Annotated in this window: 12 protein-coding genes; 4 read left to right on the forward strand and 8 right to left on the reverse strand. The window is 69.0% G+C overall.

The window, feature by feature from the left end; all coding sequences use genetic code 11:
- Positions 1 to 59 precede the first annotated feature (59 nt).
- Entirely contained in the window at positions 60 to 2264 is a 2205-nt protein-coding gene (locus J7U37_RS13960; protein ID WP_056486557.1) for a 3-hydroxyacyl-CoA dehydrogenase NAD-binding domain-containing protein, read from the reverse strand.
- Between the two features lie 119 nt (positions 2265 to 2383).
- On the opposite strand from J7U37_RS13960, the gene J7U37_RS13965 reads away from it, so the two are divergent.
- On the forward strand, positions 2384 to 3169 hold the full coding sequence (locus J7U37_RS13965) for an EAL domain-containing protein (protein ID WP_247636099.1): 786 nt from the start codon (positions 2384 to 2386) through the stop codon (positions 3167 to 3169).
- 134 nt (positions 3170 to 3303) lie between these two features.
- On the opposite strand, the gene J7U37_RS13970 is transcribed toward J7U37_RS13965, so the two are convergent.
- The 3 genes from J7U37_RS13970 to J7U37_RS13980 all read right to left on the reverse strand — a co-directional run bounded on the left by J7U37_RS13970 (position 3304) and on the right by J7U37_RS13980 (position 7170).
- A complete protein-coding gene (locus J7U37_RS13970; RefSeq protein ID WP_056486560.1) occupies positions 3304 to 3795 on the reverse strand; it encodes a hypothetical protein in 492 nt (163 codons plus the stop codon).
- A 173-nt stretch (positions 3796 to 3968) separates the two neighbouring features.
- Positions 3969 to 5177 carry an acetyl-CoA C-acetyltransferase gene (locus J7U37_RS13975; protein WP_247636100.1) on the reverse strand — a complete coding sequence of 403 codons (1209 nt, stop codon included), beginning with the start codon at positions 5175 to 5177 and terminating at the stop codon, positions 3969 to 3971.
- 205 nt (positions 5178 to 5382) lie between these two features.
- Entirely contained in the window at positions 5383 to 7170 is a 1788-nt protein-coding gene (locus J7U37_RS13980; protein ID WP_247636101.1) for an acyl-CoA dehydrogenase C-terminal domain-containing protein, read from the reverse strand.
- A 307-nt stretch (positions 7171 to 7477) separates the two neighbouring features.
- Between J7U37_RS13980 and J7U37_RS13985 the strand changes: the two genes are divergently transcribed.
- Both J7U37_RS13985 and J7U37_RS13990 read left to right on the forward strand, forming a co-directional pair.
- Positions 7478 to 10774, forward strand: a complete 3297-nt coding sequence (locus J7U37_RS13985) for a hypothetical protein (protein ID WP_247636102.1) — start codon at positions 7478 to 7480, stop codon at positions 10772 to 10774.
- A gap of 293 nt (positions 10775 to 11067) precedes the next feature.
- Positions 11068 to 11505, forward strand: coding sequence for a DUF3429 domain-containing protein (locus tag J7U37_RS13990; RefSeq protein ID WP_056188523.1), 438 nt, complete (start codon positions 11068 to 11070; stop codon positions 11503 to 11505).
- Between the two features lie 16 nt (positions 11506 to 11521).
- Here the strand turns inward: J7U37_RS13990 and pdeM are convergent, their stop codons facing one another.
- The 3 genes from pdeM to J7U37_RS14005 are packed head-to-tail and all read right to left on the reverse strand — an operon-like array spanning position 11522 to position 15877.
- Positions 11522 to 12235: a ligase-associated DNA damage response endonuclease PdeM gene (pdeM, locus tag J7U37_RS13995; protein WP_247636103.1), complete on the reverse strand. Its 714-nt coding sequence runs from the start codon at positions 12233 to 12235 to the stop codon at positions 11522 to 11524.
- A gap of 40 nt (positions 12236 to 12275) precedes the next feature.
- Positions 12276 to 14918, reverse strand: coding sequence for a ligase-associated DNA damage response DEXH box helicase (locus tag J7U37_RS14000; RefSeq protein WP_247636115.1), 2643 nt, complete (start codon positions 14916 to 14918; stop codon positions 12276 to 12278).
- The gene (locus J7U37_RS14005; protein WP_056188515.1) at positions 14915 to 15877 is read right to left on the reverse strand and encodes an alpha/beta hydrolase; all 963 of its coding nucleotides are present in this window, start codon (positions 15875 to 15877) and stop codon (positions 14915 to 14917) included. The genes J7U37_RS14000 and J7U37_RS14005 overlap by 4 nt, the downstream gene beginning before the upstream one ends.
- Positions 15878 to 16091: 214 nt before the next feature.
- On the opposite strand from J7U37_RS14005, the gene J7U37_RS14010 reads away from it, so the two are divergent.
- Positions 16092 to 16439 carry a DUF6460 domain-containing protein gene (locus J7U37_RS14010; RefSeq protein WP_056188512.1) on the forward strand — a complete coding sequence of 116 codons (348 nt, stop codon included), beginning with the start codon at positions 16092 to 16094 and terminating at the stop codon, positions 16437 to 16439.
- 93 nt (positions 16440 to 16532) lie between these two features.
- Here J7U37_RS14010 and J7U37_RS14015 read toward each other — a convergent pair whose 3' ends face one another.
- Positions 16533 to 17195 carry a L,D-transpeptidase gene (locus J7U37_RS14015; protein WP_056188509.1) on the reverse strand — a complete coding sequence of 221 codons (663 nt, stop codon included), beginning with the start codon at positions 17193 to 17195 and terminating at the stop codon, positions 16533 to 16535.
- Between the last annotated feature and the right edge of the window lie 109 nt (positions 17196 to 17304).

The raw sequence follows: 17304 nt of genomic DNA on the forward strand, positions 1-17304 counted from the left end.
GCGTCCGCCTCACCCGTCGTGGGGGCCGCCCGGAGATATGCCGGGCGGTAGTCTGCGGCCTACGCCGCCTTCTTCGCCGCCGCGTCGCCATAGAACGTGCCGCCCCGGGCGGCCATGTCCAGGAGGTTTTGCGGCACGGCGAAGCGCGGGCCGTGCTTGGCTTCCAGCCCCTGCGCCAGCGTCACGAAGGCCTGCGCGCCCATGAAGTCGATGTAGGACAGGGCGCCGCCGGTGAAGGGGGCGAAGCCGAAGCCCAAAATCGAGCCGACATCCGCTTCGCGCGGATCGGTGACTACGCCCTCGCCGACGGTGCGGGCGGCTTCCAGCGCTTGCACCACCAGCAGGCGCTGCTTCAGCTCCGTGAAATCCACCGCGTCGGGATCGACCTTGGTCGCCTGCAGGGCGGCGAGCCCGGGCCACAGGCGCTTCGGCGCGCCCTCGGGGTAATCGTAGAACCCCTTCTTGTTCTTGCGCCCCAATCGTCCCTCGCCCTCCACAAGGGTGGTGAGCAGCGCCTTCTGGGCCGGGTCGATGCTGCCGGCGCCGAGCTGCGCCTCCGTCGCCTTGACGATCTTCAGGGCGAGGTCGACCGCGACCTCGTCGGTCAGCGAGAGCGGTCCGACCGGCATACCCGCCTGGCGGCCGGCATTCTCGATCATTGCCGCCGGGATGCCCTCGTTGAGCATGGTGTGGCCCTCGAGCAGGTAGGCGCCGACGCACCGGTTGGCGAAGAAGCCGCGCGCGTCGTTGACGACGATCGGGGTCTTCTTGATCGCCCGGACGTAATCGAGGGCGGTGGCCAGCGCGGCGTCGCCGGTCTGGTCACCCTTGATGATCTCGACCAGCATCATCTTCTCCACCGGCGAGAAGAAATGGATGCCGACGAACTGCTCCGGCCGGGACGACGTCTTGGCAAGCCCGGTGATCGGCAGGGTCGAAGTGTTCGAGGCGAAGATCGTCTCCGGCCGGATCGCGGCCTCGACCTTGGCGATGACCTCGGCCTTGACCTTCGGGTCCTCGAACACTGCCTCGATAACGAGGTCGCAGGCGCCGAGATCCGCATAGTCGGCGCTGGTGCGGATGCGACCCAACAGGGCTTCGCGGTCGGCGGTCTTGGCCCGGCCCTTGTTGATCTGGTCGGTGACCAGCTTGTGGGCATAGGCCTTGCCCTTCTCGGCTGCCTCGATCGACTGGTCGACGAGCACCACCTCCATCCCGGCATTGGCGGAGACATAGGCGACGCCCGCGCCCATGAAGCCGGCGCCGACGACGCCGACGGTCTTCACCACCGTGGCGGGCACGTCCTTCGGGCGGCGCGCGCCCTTGTTCAATTCACCCATCGAGAGGAACAGCGTGCGGATCATCGCCGCCGCTTCCTTGGTGCGCAGAATATGGGCGAAGTAGCGGCTCTCGACGCGCAGGGCCTGATCCATCGGCAGCTGCAAGCCCTCGTAGACCGAGGCCAGGATCGCCTTCGCGGCTGGGTAGTTGTCGTGCGTCTCGCGCCGATAGATGGCGTTGGCCGGGGGCCAGATCATCATGCCGGCCGGCGAGTAGACCTTGCCGGAGGGCGCCTTGAACTTCGGCTGGTCCCAGGGGGCCACGGCCGAGCCACCGGCGGCGATCCAGGCCTTGGCCCTGGCGACGATCTCGTCCCTGGGCGCGACCTCCTGCGCGAGGCCCATGTTCTTGGCCATCGCGGGGCGGATCTGCTCGCCCTTGAACAGCATCTGCAGGGCGTCCCCGGTCTGCATCAGGCGGGCCACCCGCTGGGTGCCGCCGCCGCCCGGGAACAACCCGACCTTGATTTCCGGCAGGCCGACGCGGGTCTTCGGGTCGTCCGAGAGCACGCGGTGATGGCAGGCCAATGCCAGTTCGAAAGCGCCGCCGAGACAGATGCCATTCACCGCCGCTGCGAAGGGCTTGCCGCAGGTTTCCAGCTTTCGGAATACCAAAGTGAGCTTGCGCGACTCGTCGAAGAAGTGGCGCATCGCCGCCTCCTCGCCACGTTCGGCCTTCAGCGCCTCGTAGGCGCGGCCGAGGCCCTGCAGCATCGTCAGGTCGGCGCCGCCCGAGAAGTTGTCCTTACCCGAGACGATGACGCAGCCCTTGATGGCGGCATCCGCCACCACGGCGTCGATGATCTGACCCAATTCATCCATTACCGCGTCGGTGAAGACGTTCATGGAGCGGCCCGGCATGTCCCAGGTCGCCAGCGCGATCCCATCGGCATCGGTTTCGAGACGGAAATTGGTGAGATTCATCGCTGATCCTCGGATTCGTGACCGGTGGGCGGCTTTGGCTTGCGCGCTTAAGCCAATGTCAAAACTTGCGGATGCATGCCGAATTGCCGGGGGGCATGCTGCTGGGACAGGACAAGACCATGACCGCTCGGATCGGCTGCAAGGGCTGCAGCGAAGGAGCCGAACTCGACTTCACCTTTACCATGGCGTTCCAGCCGATCCTCGACCTCGCCGAACAGCGCGTCTGGGGCTACGAGGCCCTGGTGCGTGGCGCGGGCGGAGAATCCGCCGCCTCGATTCTCGGGCGGGTGACGCCCGAGACCGTCTACCGCTTCGATCAGGCGGCGCGGGTGAAGGCGATCGAGCTGGCCGGGCGTCTGTTCCCGGCCGACGACGCGACCCGGCTGTCGATCAACTTCATGCCGAACGCGGTCTACGAGCCGGCGGCCTGCATTCGTTCGTCCCTGGAGGCGGCGCGCAAGGCCGGCTTCGCCCATGACCGGATCATGTTCGAGTTCACCGAGAACGAGAAGTTCCGCGACACCGCCCATGTCACCCGCATCGTGGCGGAGTACCGCCGCCAGGGCTTCCTGACCGCCCTGGATGATTTCGGCGCCGGCTTCGCCGGGCTGAACCTGCTGGCGAATTTTCAGCCCGACCTGATCAAGATCGACATGGACCTCCTGCGCGGCATCGACAGCGATCACCGCCGCCAGATCATCGTGGCGGGCATCATCGGCATCGCCCGCTCGCTGGGCATTGCGGTGATCGCCGAGGGTGTCGAGACGGCGGCCGAACTCGACACCCTGCGGAGCCTCGGTGCGAATCTGTTCCAGGGCTACCATTTCGCCAAGCCCCATCTCGAAGCGCTGCCGCAGGTGTCCGGCTTCCCGGTGGCAGGCACCCCGAGACCGGCTTTGCAATGACCGGTTTGGCAATGACCGGTTTGGCAATGACCAGTTTGGCAATGACCGGTTTGGCAATGACCGGCTCTTCCGGGGGCGGGCTCCCCCGCGCGCAAGTGGCTTGAGCCGGCCATCGGGACGCCCGCCTTTCCGCCTTAGCGCGCCGGCATCGGCATCGGCGCGCCCGGCGCACCGGTGCCTTGCGAATCTCCGGCCGACGCGATCGCCAGCATGTTGAGGAGCTTCGTGACCGAAGCCTGCGAGACCGCCGTCACGGTGGAGGCCGGATCGGCGTTCACCGCCTGAAACTTCTGGTAGGTCTTGTCGCCGTAGATCTCGGAGAGATGCTTCAACTCGTCGAGGCTGAACTTCTCCGCATAGGCCTTCGACAGGCCATCGAGCATGGTCTCGCGCTGCTTATCGAACTCGGCGCGGATCTCCTTGCGGACCGCCTCGGCCTTGTCTTCCTTCATCGGCGCCACGGTCTTTTCGAGGGCCGCCGAGAAGCCGACCTCCAGGTTCTTGAGCGTGGTCTTCTGAACCAGGTCCTTGGCAGCGGCGACCCGATCGGCCGCATCATCGGCGCGGGCGGCGATCGGCAGGCACAGGGCCGTGGTCAGGCAGAGGGTGGCGAGCAGGCGCGTCATCGTGGCGTGTCCTCGGAATTTCTCGGAAGCTTCTTGCTTGTGAGCCCATCGTCGAGCGACGGCGGGCGCCGCCGTCTAACCCACTTGGCCCCCCTTGGGGAGGCGACTCTCGCATCCGCGTGGTCACGGCCCGGTGTTCGCCAAACCCGCCGCATCCCGGATCGCCGCCCCGCTCACACCCGTTCGATGATGGTCGCGGTGCCCATGCCGGCGCCGATGCAAAGCGTGACCAGGGCGCGCTCCTTGCCGGTGCGCTCCAGTTCGTCGAGGACGGTGCCGAGGATCATGGCGCCGGTGGCGCCCAGCGGATGGCCCATCGCGATGGCGCCGCCGCAGACATTGATCCGTGCCGGATCGACATCGAAGGCCTGCTGGAAGCGCAGCACCACTGCGGCGAAGGCCTCGTTGACCTCGAACAGGTCGATGTCGGACAGGCTCATGCCGGCGCGGGCCAGGACCTTCTTGGTCACGTCCACCGGCCCCGTGAGCATCAGGGCGGGGTCCGAGCCGATATTGGCGAAGGCGCGGATGCGGGCGCGGGGCTTCAGGCCAGCCGCGCTGCCGGCCTCGGCCGAGCCGATCAGCACCGCGGCCGCGCCGTCGACGATGCCGGACGAATTGCCGGCGTGGTGGACGTGGTTGACGGTCTCGACATCGGGATGCGCATCGACCGCGACCGCGTCGAAGCCGCCCATCTGTCCCATCTGGACAAAGGACGCCTTGAGCTGGCCGAGAGACTGCATGTCGGTCGAGGGCCGCATGTGCTCGTCGGTGGCTAGCAAGGTGATGCCGTTGATGTCGCGCACCGGCACCACGGCATCGGCGAAGCGGCCCTCGGCCCAGGAGGCGGCGGAGCGCTTCTGCGACTCGACCGCGTAGGCGTCGCAATCGTCCCGGCTGAAACCGTATTTCGAGGCGATGAGATCGGCCGACACGCCCTGGGGCATGAACCACGACTTGATCGCGATGGCGGGATCCACCGGCCAGGCGCCGCCGGAGGCACCGAGGCCGACGCGGCTCATGGATTCGACCCCGCCGCCGATGGTCATGTCGTGCTGCCCGGCCATGACCTGCGCGGCGGCGAAGTTCACCGCGTCGAGGCCCGAGGCGCAGAACCGGTTGATCTGCACGCCCGGAACGTGATCGCCGTAATCGGCGACCAGGGCGGCCGCGCGGGCGATGTCGCCGCCGGCCTCACCCACGGGATCGACGCAGCCCAGGATCACGTCGTCGACGCGCCGGGTGTCGAGATCGTTGCGCTCCTTGAGCGCCCGCAGGGCCACTTCGGCGAGGCGCAGGGCGGTCACCTCGTGCAGCGAGCCATCGGGCTTGCCGCGTCCCCGGGGGGTGCGGACGTGATCGTAGATGAAGGCCTCGGGCATGCGCGCTTCCCTCTGGGTCGCTCCGATCGGGCGACGGCATTCAAAATCGTTCTCGTATCTCCGTCATTCCGGGGCCGCGAAGCGGAACCCGGAATCCAGAGCCGCAAACAGATCCAAGGTTTGCCGCGTCGGCGGTTCTGGATTCCGGGTTCGCTCTGCGAGCGCCCCGGAATGACGCGGTAGCCTGAAGGACTGTCGGTCCGGTCTAAAACGCCTCGGCGCCAAGCGCCATCGTCGTCTCGGCCCCGGCCTTGATCCGGACCAGCCGGGTCGCGGTCTCCGGCAGCATCCGTTCCATGTAGAAGCGCCCGACCACAAGCTTGGCGGCCATCGCCTCGGACGGCGCCTCGGCTTGGCGCGCCAGGGCGGCCTTGGCGATGCGGGCCCACATGTAGCCCAAGGCGATGAGGCCGAGCAGGTGCATGTAGTCGGTGGCACCCGCGCCAGCATTGTCAGGCTTGGAGAAGGCGTTCTGCATGAACCACATGGTGGCGCCCTGCAGGTCGTTGAGCCCGGCCTGGAGCGGCGCGACGTAGGGCTTCATCGCCTCGTCCTCGCCGTGGTCCTTGAGGAAGGTCTGGACCTCGCCGAGGAAGCTCATCATCGCCCGGCCGCCGTCCTTGGGCAGCTTGCGGCCGATCAGGTCCATGGCCTGGATGCCGTTGGCGCCCTCGTAGATCATGGCGATCCGGGCATCGCGCACGAATTGCGACATGCCCCATTCTTCGATGTAGCCGTGCCCGCCGAACATCTGCTGGGCCTCGACCGCGTTGGCGAAGCCGCGGTCGGTCAGCACGCCCTTCACCACCGGAGTCATCAGCCCCATGTGGTCTTCCGCCGCCTGGCGCTGCTTCTCGTCGTCCGAGCGATGGCCGATATCGGCCTGCAGCGCGGTCCAGAGCACGAGGGCTCGGGCGGCCTCGTTGAAGGCGCGGATGCCCATCAGGGTCCGGCGCACGTCGGGGTGGACGATGATCGGGTCGGCCGCCTTCTCGGGGGCCTTGGCGCCGGTGAGCGCGCGGCCCTGGAGGCGATCCTTCGCGTAGGCGACGGCGTTCTGATAGGCGACCTCGGACTGGCCCAGTCCCTGGATGCCGACCGCGAGGCGGGCCTCGTTCATCATGACGAACATCGCGTTCAGGCCGCGGTTCTCCTGGCCGACCAGCCAGCCCTTGGCGCCGTCGTAGTTCATGACGCAGGTCGAGTTGCCGTGGATGCCCATCTTGTGCTCGAGGGAGCCGCACGAGACCGGGTTGCGCTCGCCCACCGAGCCGTCCGCGTTGACCAGAAACTTCGGCACCACGAAGAGCGAGATGCCCTTGGTTCCGGCCGGGGCGCCCTCGATGCGGGCGATGACGAGGTGGATGATGTTCTCGGACAGGTTGTGCTCGCCGGCCGAGATGAAGATCTTCGTGCCGGTCAGGCTGTAGGAGCCGTCGCCATTGGGCACCGCCTTGGTCTTGAGGAGGCCGAGATCCGTGCCGCAATGGGGCTCGGTGAGGTTCATGGTGCCGGTCCAGGCGCCCTCCACCATCTTCGGCAGGTAGAGCGATTTCTGCGCCTCGGAGCCGTGCACCTCCAGGGCGGCCATCGCGCCCTGGGTCAGGCCCGGATACATGCCGAGCGCCAGGTTGGCCCCCGAGGCGAATTCCTGGATCGCACTGTTGAGGGTGTGCGGCAGGGCCTGGCCGCCATAGGCCTCGGGCATCGACAGGCCCATCCAGCCGCCCTGCGCGTAGGCGTCGTAAGCGGCCTTGAACCCCTTCGGCGTCGTGACGCTACCGTCCGGATGCCGGGTGCAGCCCTCCCGGTCGCCGACGGCGTTCAGCGGGGCCAGCACGGTCTCGGCGAGCTTGGCGCCCTCGTTCAGCACGGCCTCGATCACGTCGGGAGAGGCGTCCGAGAAGCCGCGCAGGTTATCGTAGCGGTGAAACCCGAGCACGTCGTTCAGCAGGAACAGGACGTCCTCGACCGGTGCCTTGTAGCTGGGCATCGCGCATCATCTCCCGGAAACCGCTGCGGTCCTGACCGACCTTCCGGCCGCCGGCGCACCTGATGGTTCATATCTAAACTATTCTTTGACGAGTGCAATGGGCGTGAGCCGGGGCCGCGCACAGATGCGGAGTGCGAGCCGGTAGCGTTCCCCGGCTGTAAACCCGCAATCGACGGCATCTTAACCGGCTGTTTACCAAGACTACCAAATGTCACGGATGATGGATCTGACGTTAACCCGCCGTCTCGGTTCCAGCGGCGGGAGCATTCGCGGATCGAGCCATGGACTTCGCCAGTCAGGTTTGACGATGACACGCAACGCCACGCTCAACCTCGAAGGCTTCGATCCCGACGTTCTCGAGGCGGCGCGCGACGTCGCACGCCGCGCGGGCGTTCCGGTCGAGACTTGGATCGCCTCCATCGTCGAACCCAGCGCCCTCGTCGCGTCGCCGTCAGCCATCCCTTCCTCTGTCCACGTGCCGGCGCCCGAAAAGCCCCGTCAGGCCGAACCGGTCGACAGCCCGCACCCGATTCCGCCGGCGGTGGAATCACCGGCGTCGCCCCCCGGCATGAACGCGGCCCTCGCGGAGATGATGCGGCGTCTCGACGGCATCGACCAGCGCATCGCCTCGGAGACCAAGCCGTCCCCAAATATCGAGGCCCAGCCCGTCGCAGGCCTCGAGGAGTCCCGCATCGCTTCGGCCGGGACCGGTAGTCCCCCGGGCGACGCGATGGCCGAACGCCTCGCCGCCATTGAGCGCCGGATGAACGAACTCGGCGAGCAGATCGCCACGCCGCGTCCCCTCGGCCGTCGCGGCAGGCCGGCCGTCACCGAGGTCCGCGAAGCGGTCAGCGAAATCCGCCAGCGCCAGCGCGAACTCGCCGGTGGCGTCGTCGCATCCGCGCCGGTCGTCGCCCCCGAGCCGCGCTCCGACGCCGCAGTCGAGTCCGTCGCCATCGCCGAGTTGCAGACAGAGACCCTGCGGCTGCGCGAATCGATCGGAAGCCTCGCCAGCGGCCGTGATGTCGGCGCGCTCGAGAAGGCGATGCACGCCCTCGCGGCCGACGTCCAGAAGGTCCAGGCCCCGTCCGACCTCGCCGCCATCGCGGCCCCCATCGAGGCCATCCGGGTCCAGGTCGAGCGCCTGGCCGAGGATGTCGCCGAGAACGTCCATGCCCGCGTCGCCGCCGATGTCGAGCGCCTGGCCGCCAAGATGGACGGTGTCGCTCCCGTCTTCGCCGAACAGGATGTGCTGGCCGGCCTGTTCCGCGAACTCGACGAGATCCGCCGCCTGATCGGCTCGCTGCCCGGGCTCGAGCGGATTCAGAGCCTCGCCGTCGGCCTCCAGTCGATCAGCAACCAGATCTCCCAGCTCCACGAGGGGATGCCGGGCGAGACCACGGGGCTCGCCGAGCTTCGCCCGCTCCTGGAGGAGATCCGCCTCGGGCTCCGGTCGCGGTCGGATGCCGGCATCGGCGAGCAGATCAAGAAGATGAGCGTCAAGCTCGATGCCCTCCGGGGCAGCGGCGAGACGGTGTCGTACACTGATTCCGACGCGATCCTTCATCGCATCGATGCCCTGGCCGAGACGGTCGAGCGGGTCAGCATCAACCCGGTCGGCGACCTGATCGGGCGCCTCGAAGATCTCGGGGCGACCCTGCGCCGACCCGCGATGCCGGACGAGAATCTCGCCTCCATCCACGGCATGCTGCACGAGCTGACCGTCAAGCTCGATCGCATCGGCACGAGCGAGGGTCCGCGTGACGAGGGCCTCGACGCCCTGGAGCAGCAGGTCCTGGCCCTGGCCGGACGCATCGACACCCGCGACGCAGACCCGGCGCTCGCCGGTCTTCAGCGGACCATGACCGACCTGCTCGATCAGGTCTCGGCCCTGCGGGCCGAGGCGCCGATCGAGGCCGCGGTGGAGCGCGCAGCGCGCAATGCCGTCGCCGAAACCATGGGGTCGGCGGCCGAAACCGGCGAAGTCGCCCTACTGCGGGCCAGCCTCGCCGACCTGCGCGCCCATCAGGTCGCGTCCGAGCAGCGGATGCAGTCGACGCTTACCGGCGTCTACGCGGCTCTGGAGCGTCTCGTCGGCCGCGTCGGCCCGACGGATGCGGAGATCGCGGCCCCCCGTTCGGGCAAGGACGCGCCGGACACGGAAACAACCGAGACCCTTGCCGCCGCCGCTGCGGCGAGACCGGTTCGGCGCCCGGCCGAGATGCGCGCCGGCCGCCCGGCCTCCGCCGGTCCCGACCTGCCGCTGGAGCCGGGAGCGGGACGTCCGGGCCGCGAGCGCCCCGCCGATCGGCTCGGCACCGACGAGGCTCAGAGCGCCGGCGACAGCGACATCAAGACCAGCTTCATCGCCGCGGCCCGGCGGGCCGCCCAGGCCGCCCAGGCCGAGGCTTCGGGACAGTCCGCAATCTCGGCGGCTCAGGCGCAGCGGGACAACACCCAGGCCTCCGATCCGCGCGGCCGTCTCGCGCGCTTCCGCAGCGGCATCGACCGCCGCCGCAAGCCGCTCCTGCTTGGACTGGCCGCCGTGGTGTTGCTGCTCGGCGCCCTCCAGGCCCTGACCGCCAAGAAGACCGCCGGCACCGATCAGCTCGCGGGCGAGCCCGTCGCGGCCGTATCCACACCCCAGGGTGGCCCCGCCGGCGTTGCCGCGAAGACCACGCAGGGCGCGGTCAACGCCGATGGGGTGGCGGCCGCATCGAAGCCGCAGGACGGCCAGGGCACGGCGGCGGCGATCCCCGATCCCCAGACCACGCAATCCCTCGGCGACAGTCGAGCGTCCCCCGAGAGTTCCGGCGCCAAGCCCGCGAGCCCGATCGGACCGGGCGCGGCCCGCCCCCCGCTGCCGCGCGTCGCCTCCATGGCAACCCTGTCCTCCGAGCTCGGCGTCGTTCCGGCAACCCTGAGCAAGCTGCGCCAGGCCGCCCTCGAGGGCGATACGGCTGCGGCCTACGATCTCGCCAGCCGGGCCAGCGAGGGCCGCGGCATGGTGCGCAACCCGGTTCTGGCCGGGAAGATCTACGAGCAGGTGGCTGCGAGCGGCTTCGCGCCGGCCCAGTACAAGCTTGGAAACCTCTACGAGAAGGGGATCGGCGTCACCCGCGACCTCGCACAGGCGAAACTCTGGTACGGGCGAGCGGCGGACCTCGGCAACGCCCGCGCCATGCACAACCTCGCGGTCATTCACGCCGAGAACCCCGCTGCGGCGGGCAAGCCCGACTTCGCCACCGCATCCGGCTGGTTCAAGCGCGCCGCCGCATTCGGCCTGCGGGACAGCCAGTACAATCTGGCGGTGCTCTATGCCCGCGGCATGGGCGTGCAGCAGGATCTGGTCCAATCCTACCTCTGGTTCTCCGCCGCTGCGGCGCAGGGCGACGAGGACGCCGGGAAGAAGCGTGACGACGTGGCGGCCAAGCTGGAGCCGAAGGATCTGGCCGCCGCCCGCGCCCAGGCCGAGGCTTTCAAGGCGAAGGTGCCGGAGCCGAGCGCCAACGCCGTTCCAGCGCCGGCCGTGACCGAGAACACCATGAGCCTTCTCGGAGCACCGCCACCGACCACGGCGATCCCGCCCGGCCGCCGGACCTGACGCTGCATCTCGCTTCCGAGCCCATGCTTCAGCCCGGCTGCCGCTGGGCGCACGCCACGGTGCCGGGTTCGGGGGGCCTGCGAGCTTCTGCCGCCGTCTCGCAATGCAGCGAACCGGGCTTTTCGGGCGTTGAAACATCGGTGACCCTCGTAAGGTGACCGGTGACGGAGCTGCACGCCAGACCCGGCCCGGCTTTCCCATCCTGGTAAATCCACTCCGGAATCATCCATCCCGGAGATATCCATGCCGGAATACATGCCGCCGGTCGCGGCGTTCGGAAGAGCGGAGAACTGATGGCGCGCCTGACGTCGGTCCCACCGGCCGCCCTCATCCTGGGGATCGCCGGGCTGATTCCCTTCCTGGGGTTCGCGCTGCTCTCGGTCAGCGGCTCCGATGGCGGTCTCAGCACCATCGGCCTCAGCCCACGCCTCGTGCTCTCGACCTACGGCGCCGTGATCGCGTCCTTTCTCGGCGGCATCCGCTGGGGAGCGGCCGCCGCACGGAATTCCGGCAGCGCCGACTATGCCATCGCCATCCTGCCCTCGCTGATCGCCTGGGCGGCCTTGGCCGCACCGGCCCCCTGGGACCTGCGCATCCTCGGTATCCTGGTCCTGGCCTGGGGCTTCGTCGACCAGGACTTGCCCCGCCGCGGCCTGGTCCCGGTCTGGCTCGGGCGCCTGCGCCTCGTCCTGTCGGGCGTCGCTGGCGCGTCGCTGCTGATCGCGGCCTGATCGACCGGCCCCCGCCTCAATCCTTGCTGAGCATCGCCTTGCCGATGGCGAAGACGCGGCCGTCGCCGAGGAGATGGGCGGTGAAGCCGGCGGGAAACAGCGGCTCGAAGATCGGGTTGCGGACGTTGAGACCGCCCGCGTAGGCGCCGAAGGCCGGCATGATCATGCGACGGCCATCGGTGACGAAGCAGCGGCGGCGCACCGCCCGGCCGCGCATCGCGACCTTGCCGCAGGGGTGGAGATGCCCGGCGATCTCGCCCTCGGGCGCGTCGGGGGTCGGCTCGTGACGCAGGGTCAGCCCGCCGAGAATCAGCGTCTCGGCGTAGCGTCCGCCGACGCCCTCGCTCACCGCATGATCGTGGTTGCCGGCGATCCAGACCCAGTCGCGCCCGTCCTGGAGCGCGGCCACCATGGCGCGGTCGCCGGGCTCCATCCGCTCGGGGCCGCGCGCATCGTGGAAGGAATCGCCGAGCGCCACCACGCAGGCTGGATCGAGGCGGACCACCGCCTCGTGCAGGCAAGCCAGGGTCTCGCGGGTGTCGTAGGGCGGCAGGAACTGGCCCGAGCGCGCCGCGAAGGCCGAGCCCTTCTCCAGGTGCAGATCGGACACGATCAGGGTCCGGTGAGCGGCGAGCCAGAGACCGCCGCAGAGGTCGAGGGCCAGGGTTTCGCCGGCGAGGGTGAGGCCGGGGGCCTTCGTGGTCTTCTCAAGTCTCTGGCCGAGCGCCAAAACCGCATCCTCTGTCTTCGGGAAGGGGGGCCTCACCCGCTCAAGCCAGCGCTTCTTCCAGCAACTGCGCCTCGGCTTCGGCCAGGATCTCGTCCGCGCCCTCGCCGTAGACCCGTTCACGCCCGATTTCGAGCATCACGGAGACGGAGAGCGGCGAAACGCGATCGAGTGCCTTGTGGATGATTCGCCCCTGGATGCGCCTCAACATCATACCGAGGCGCTTCACGTCGAGGAGTCCGGTTGCCGCATCCTGGCGCGCGGCCCTGAGCAGAAGGTGGTCCGGCTGGTGCTTGCGCAGCACGTCGTAGACCAGATCGGTCGACATCGTGACCTGGCGTCCGGTCTTGGCCTGGCCGGGATAGCGACGCTCGATCAGACCGGCGATGACCGCGCATTGGCGGAAGGTGCGCTTCATCATGGCGGATTCGTCGAGCCAGGCTTCGAGGTCGTCGCCCAGCATGTCCTCGGCGAACAAACCCTCGAGAAAATCGGTTTCGCGCCCGATGCGCTCGCCGACATCCCGGTTCAGCCAGATCGCGATGCCGTAATCGTTGGCGGCAAAGCCGAGGGGCCGCATCCGCGCCCGCTCCAGGCGCCGGGTCAGCAGCATGCCCAGCGTCTGATGCGCCAGCCGCCCCTCGAACGGAAAGGCCGTGAGGTAGAAGCGCCCGGCCCGCGGAAACGTCTCGACCAGCAGGTCGCGCGCGCCCGGCAGGATCGAGCGGCTGCGCTGCTGCACCAGATAATCGGCCACCTGCTTCGGCAAACGGTCCCATTCGAAGGGATCGGCAATCAGCGCCCGGACCCGGTCGGCGAGGAAGGTCGAGATCGGGAATTTGGCGCCGGCATAGGACGGGATAGCGGGGTCGGTGCCGGGACCGGCGCGGGTCGCCAGCGCCTCGTCCTCGGCGAGGCCCTCGAAGCGCAGGACTTCGCCGGCGAACAGGAAGGTATCGCCCGGGGTCAGGGTGTCGGCGAAGTCCTCTTCGATCTCGCCCAGCACCCGGCCGCCCTTCGGCAGGATCGCCCCGGGCTTGCCGCGCACCCCGCGCGCCAGCCGGACCTTGACCTTGGCCGATTCGACGATGGTGCCGACGTTCATCCGGTACTGCTGGGCGATGCGGGCATCGCGCACCCGCCACAGGCCGTCCGGCCCCCGCAGGATCTTGGCGAAGCGCTCATAGGCGCGCAACGCGTAGCCGCCGGTGGCGACGTAATCGACCACTGCCTCGAAATCCTCCCACGACAACGTCGCGTAGGGCGCGGCCGAGGTGATCTCCTCGTAGAGCATGACCGGATCGAAGGCGTCGGCGCAGGCCATGCCGAGGACGTGCTGGGCCAGGACGTCCGGGGCGCCGAGGCGGGCATCCGGCGTGTCCTGGGCGGCCGCTTCCACGGCGTCGAGGGCCGCCTGGCACTCCAGCATCTCGAACCGGTTCGCCGGCACGAGGTAGGCCTTGGAGGGCTCGTCCATGCGGTGATTGGCGCGGCCGATGCGCTGCATGATCCGGCTGGCGCCCTTCGGGGCGCCGATATTCACCACGAGGTCGACATCGCCCCAGTCGATGCCGAGGTCCAGAGTGGCGGTGCAGACGATGGCCCGCAACTGCCCGGCCGCCATGGCGGCCTCGACTCGCCGGCGTTGCGTCGCGTCGAGCGAGCCGTGGTGCAAGGCGATCGGATAGTTCTCCTCGTTGATCCGCCACAACTCCTGGAAGGTGTACTCCGCCTGGAGCCGGGTGTTGACGAAGACCAGCACGGTCCTGTGCTGTCCGATCAGGTCGTAGATCGCTGGCATCGCCTGCCAGGCCGTGTGGCCGGCGAGCGGCAGGGTCAGGCCCGTGTCGAGCATGCGCAGGTCGGGCGCCGCGCCGCCCTTGACGACCACCAGTTCGGCCATCGCCGGCCGAGACCCGCCCTCCCTTCCGGGGCAGGGTGGTCGCGGAGCGACCGGGAGAGGGGCCGCGCTGATCCCTCCGGATGGGGTGGTGCTTCCCTCTCGCGACTCCGTCCGTGGGTCACCCTCTCCCGCAGAGGGGGGAGGGTTGGGCGCCTGTGGGACCAGATAGCGACGCAGCTCGTCCGGCTCGCGCACGGTCGCGGACAATCCGATGGCGGTCAGGCCCGGACTGAGCCGATGCAGCCGCGCCAGGGCGAGGGCCAGCAGATCCCCGCGCTTCGAGGTCACCAGGGCGTGCAGTTCGTCGAGGACGACGCAGGACAGATTGGCAAACAGGTCGGCCGCCTCGCGATGGGCGATCAGCAGGGCGAGCTGTTCCGGTGTGGTCAGCAGGATATCGGGCGGACGCGCGATCTGCCGGGTGCGCTTGTGCGAAGGCGTGTCACCGGTTCGCGTCTCGACCTGGATGCCGAGCCCCATTTCGGCAACCGGCGCGTCGAGATTGCGCGCGATATCGACCGCCAGCGCCTTGAGGGGCGAGATGTAGAGCGTGTGCAATCCGGACCGCTTGGCCGAAGGCGGTCGCTCCGCCAGGGCGGTCAGGCTCGGAAGGAAGCCCGCCAGGGTCTTGCCCGCGCCGGTCGGCGCGACCAGGAGCGCCGAGCGCCCACCCCGCACGATGTCGAGCAGGTCGAGCTGATGCGGACGCGGCGTCCAGCCGCGCGATGCGAACCAAGTCGCGAAGCGCTGCGGAAGCAGGGACCTAGCCGGGGGCTTGCTCAGGCCAGGGCCATCAGGAAGCGGTCGATCAGTTCGAGGGCGCGCTCCGTCATGGCCCCCGGATACCGGACGAAGACGTGGCATCCGCCGGCATAGATCGCCGTGTGCCCGCCATTGCCGGCCGCGGCCCAGCGCGCTGACATGTAGAGCGTGTCGTCGAGGAGCGGATCGTGGGTGCCCACCGTGAACAGCGCCGGCGGCAGGCCCTTCAGGTCCGCATAGACCGGCGACACGTCGGGTCGACGCCGATCGATGCCGTCGCGGACGTAGACGTCGGCGAAGCGGGTCAGGTCTTCGGTGTTCACCACCAGGCGCTGGTCGCCCCAGTTGCGCACGCTCGGGGTCAGCCCGAGATCGAAGAAGCCCGCGTTGAGGTTGGCACCCCGAAAGGCGCGTGGCAGCCCGTGCCGGTCCCGCAGGCGCAGCAGCACCATCACGGCGAGTTGCGCGCCGGCGGACTCGCCGCCGACGGTCAGCGCATTGACGCCGAACTCGGCGCGGCCCGGGCCGGCCAGCCACAGGGCGGCCGCCTCGCAATCCTCCAGGGCCGCCGGGTACGGGTGTTCCGGCGCCAGGCGATATTCCACCGACAGGCAGACGAAGCCGCACACATCGGCGATGCGCTCGAGCCACGGGTCCTGCTCGTCGGCGGAGCCCCACACCCACCCGCCGCGATGGATGTGCAGGTAGGCGCCACGCAGCTTCGTCCACTTCTTCGGATCGGGGCGGATGACGCGCAGCGCCAGCGGTCCCGCCGGTCCGTCGATGGTCAGGATCTCGGCCCGTGCGCTTCGGGGCATGGCCGGAGAGGCCTGGGTGCCCTGGCGGCGGCGGGCGCGGACCTCGGTGATCGGGATCGTCCAGGGATCGGCCTGCGCCGCATGCGCCGCCACGATCTCCTCGTTGAGACGCTTGGTCTCGGGATCGATCATCGCCGGATCGAACAGGGCGTGGTCGATCATGAATCGGTTCGTTTCATTGACGCGTCAGTCGGCAGGGCGAAAATCTGATCGTAAGATGGGACCGTGCATGGAGCGGTGCCATCCATCCCATGTGCGAAACCGCCTAACGCGCACACATGCGATGGGTTTCGTCGGACCTGTGTCGCTTCCGTCACGGTTCCGCCGGCTTCCCCGCGTTGGACAGGCGGCACAGCCCCGTCTCAGGACAGACCGCATGACCCTCGACCACGATCCACGGCGCCCGCCGCCCTATCCGGGGCAGCCCTATGCCGGCGCGCCTTTCCCGGCGCACGACCGACGCTCGGCTGTGCGGCGCTTCCTCGGCGGCTCACCGGCGGCGGTATTCCTGAAGCTGCTGTTCCTGTCCGTCCTGGTCGGTGCCGTGATGGCGATGCTCGGCGTCACGCCCGGCCTGCTGTTCTGGCACGCCTACGACGCGATGCGCCGCCTGATCGACCTCGGGCTCGACACCTTCCACGATTTCGGACGCTGGATCCTGGCGGGAGCGGTGGTGGTGGTGCCGCTCTGGCTCCTGTCGCGCTTCTTCGCCGTCTCGAAATAGGCTGGGCCGGCGCGTCAACGAAACAGGGGCCGGCGTTTCCGCCGACCCCTCGTTCCACCAAACCTTTGAAAGGTCGCTGACGACCGGAGCCGATCAGCGCTGGACGATGACCTTCGCGCCGACCTTGGCGCGGGTGTAAAGGTCGGCCACGTCGTCGTTGGTCATGCGGATGCAGCCCGACGACACGGCGGTGCCGATGGTCTCCGGCTCGTTCGAGCCGTGGATGCGGTAGATCGAGTTGCCGAGATACATGGCGCGGGCGCCGAGCGGGTTCTCGATGCCGCCCTTCATGAAGCGCGGCAGATCGGGGCGGCGACGCAGCATCTCCGACGGCGGGCGCCAATCCGGCCACTCGCGCTTCATCGTGATGGTCTGAACGCCACCCCAGGTGAAGCCCGGACGACCGACGCCGACGCCGTAGCGCAGGGCCTTGCCGTCACCCAGCACGTAGTACAGGCGGCGCTCGGCGGTGGAGACCACGATGGTGCCGGGCGCGTAGCTGCCGGCGAAGGCGACTTCCTCGCGCTGGATGGCCGACATCTGCGGCACCGCCGAAGCCGGGCTCATCGGGTCGGCAGGCAGGGAAGCGTTGGCGGTCGGAAGGGCGACGGGCTCGTTCTGCGGACGCACCCGGATCACCAGGGCGTTGTCGAGCGGCTGCCGGGTCAGGGGGTCGATCTCGTAGGCGGCAGCGGGCGATGCCCACGCGCCCAGCGCGCAGACGAGCCCGGTCAGGGCGGGGGCGAAACGGCGCATCGGAGCCTCTCGAAGGCGAACGAAATCTATGGAAACGATCTGGAAAACTTGACGCACGCTACGGCGCGAAGTGTGCCCAAGACGTAAACGCTCACGCTTCAAAGCCAAG

The organism is Methylobacterium sp. 37f, assembly GCF_023093475.1.
GTDB lineage: Bacteria > Pseudomonadota > Alphaproteobacteria > Rhizobiales > Beijerinckiaceae > Methylobacterium.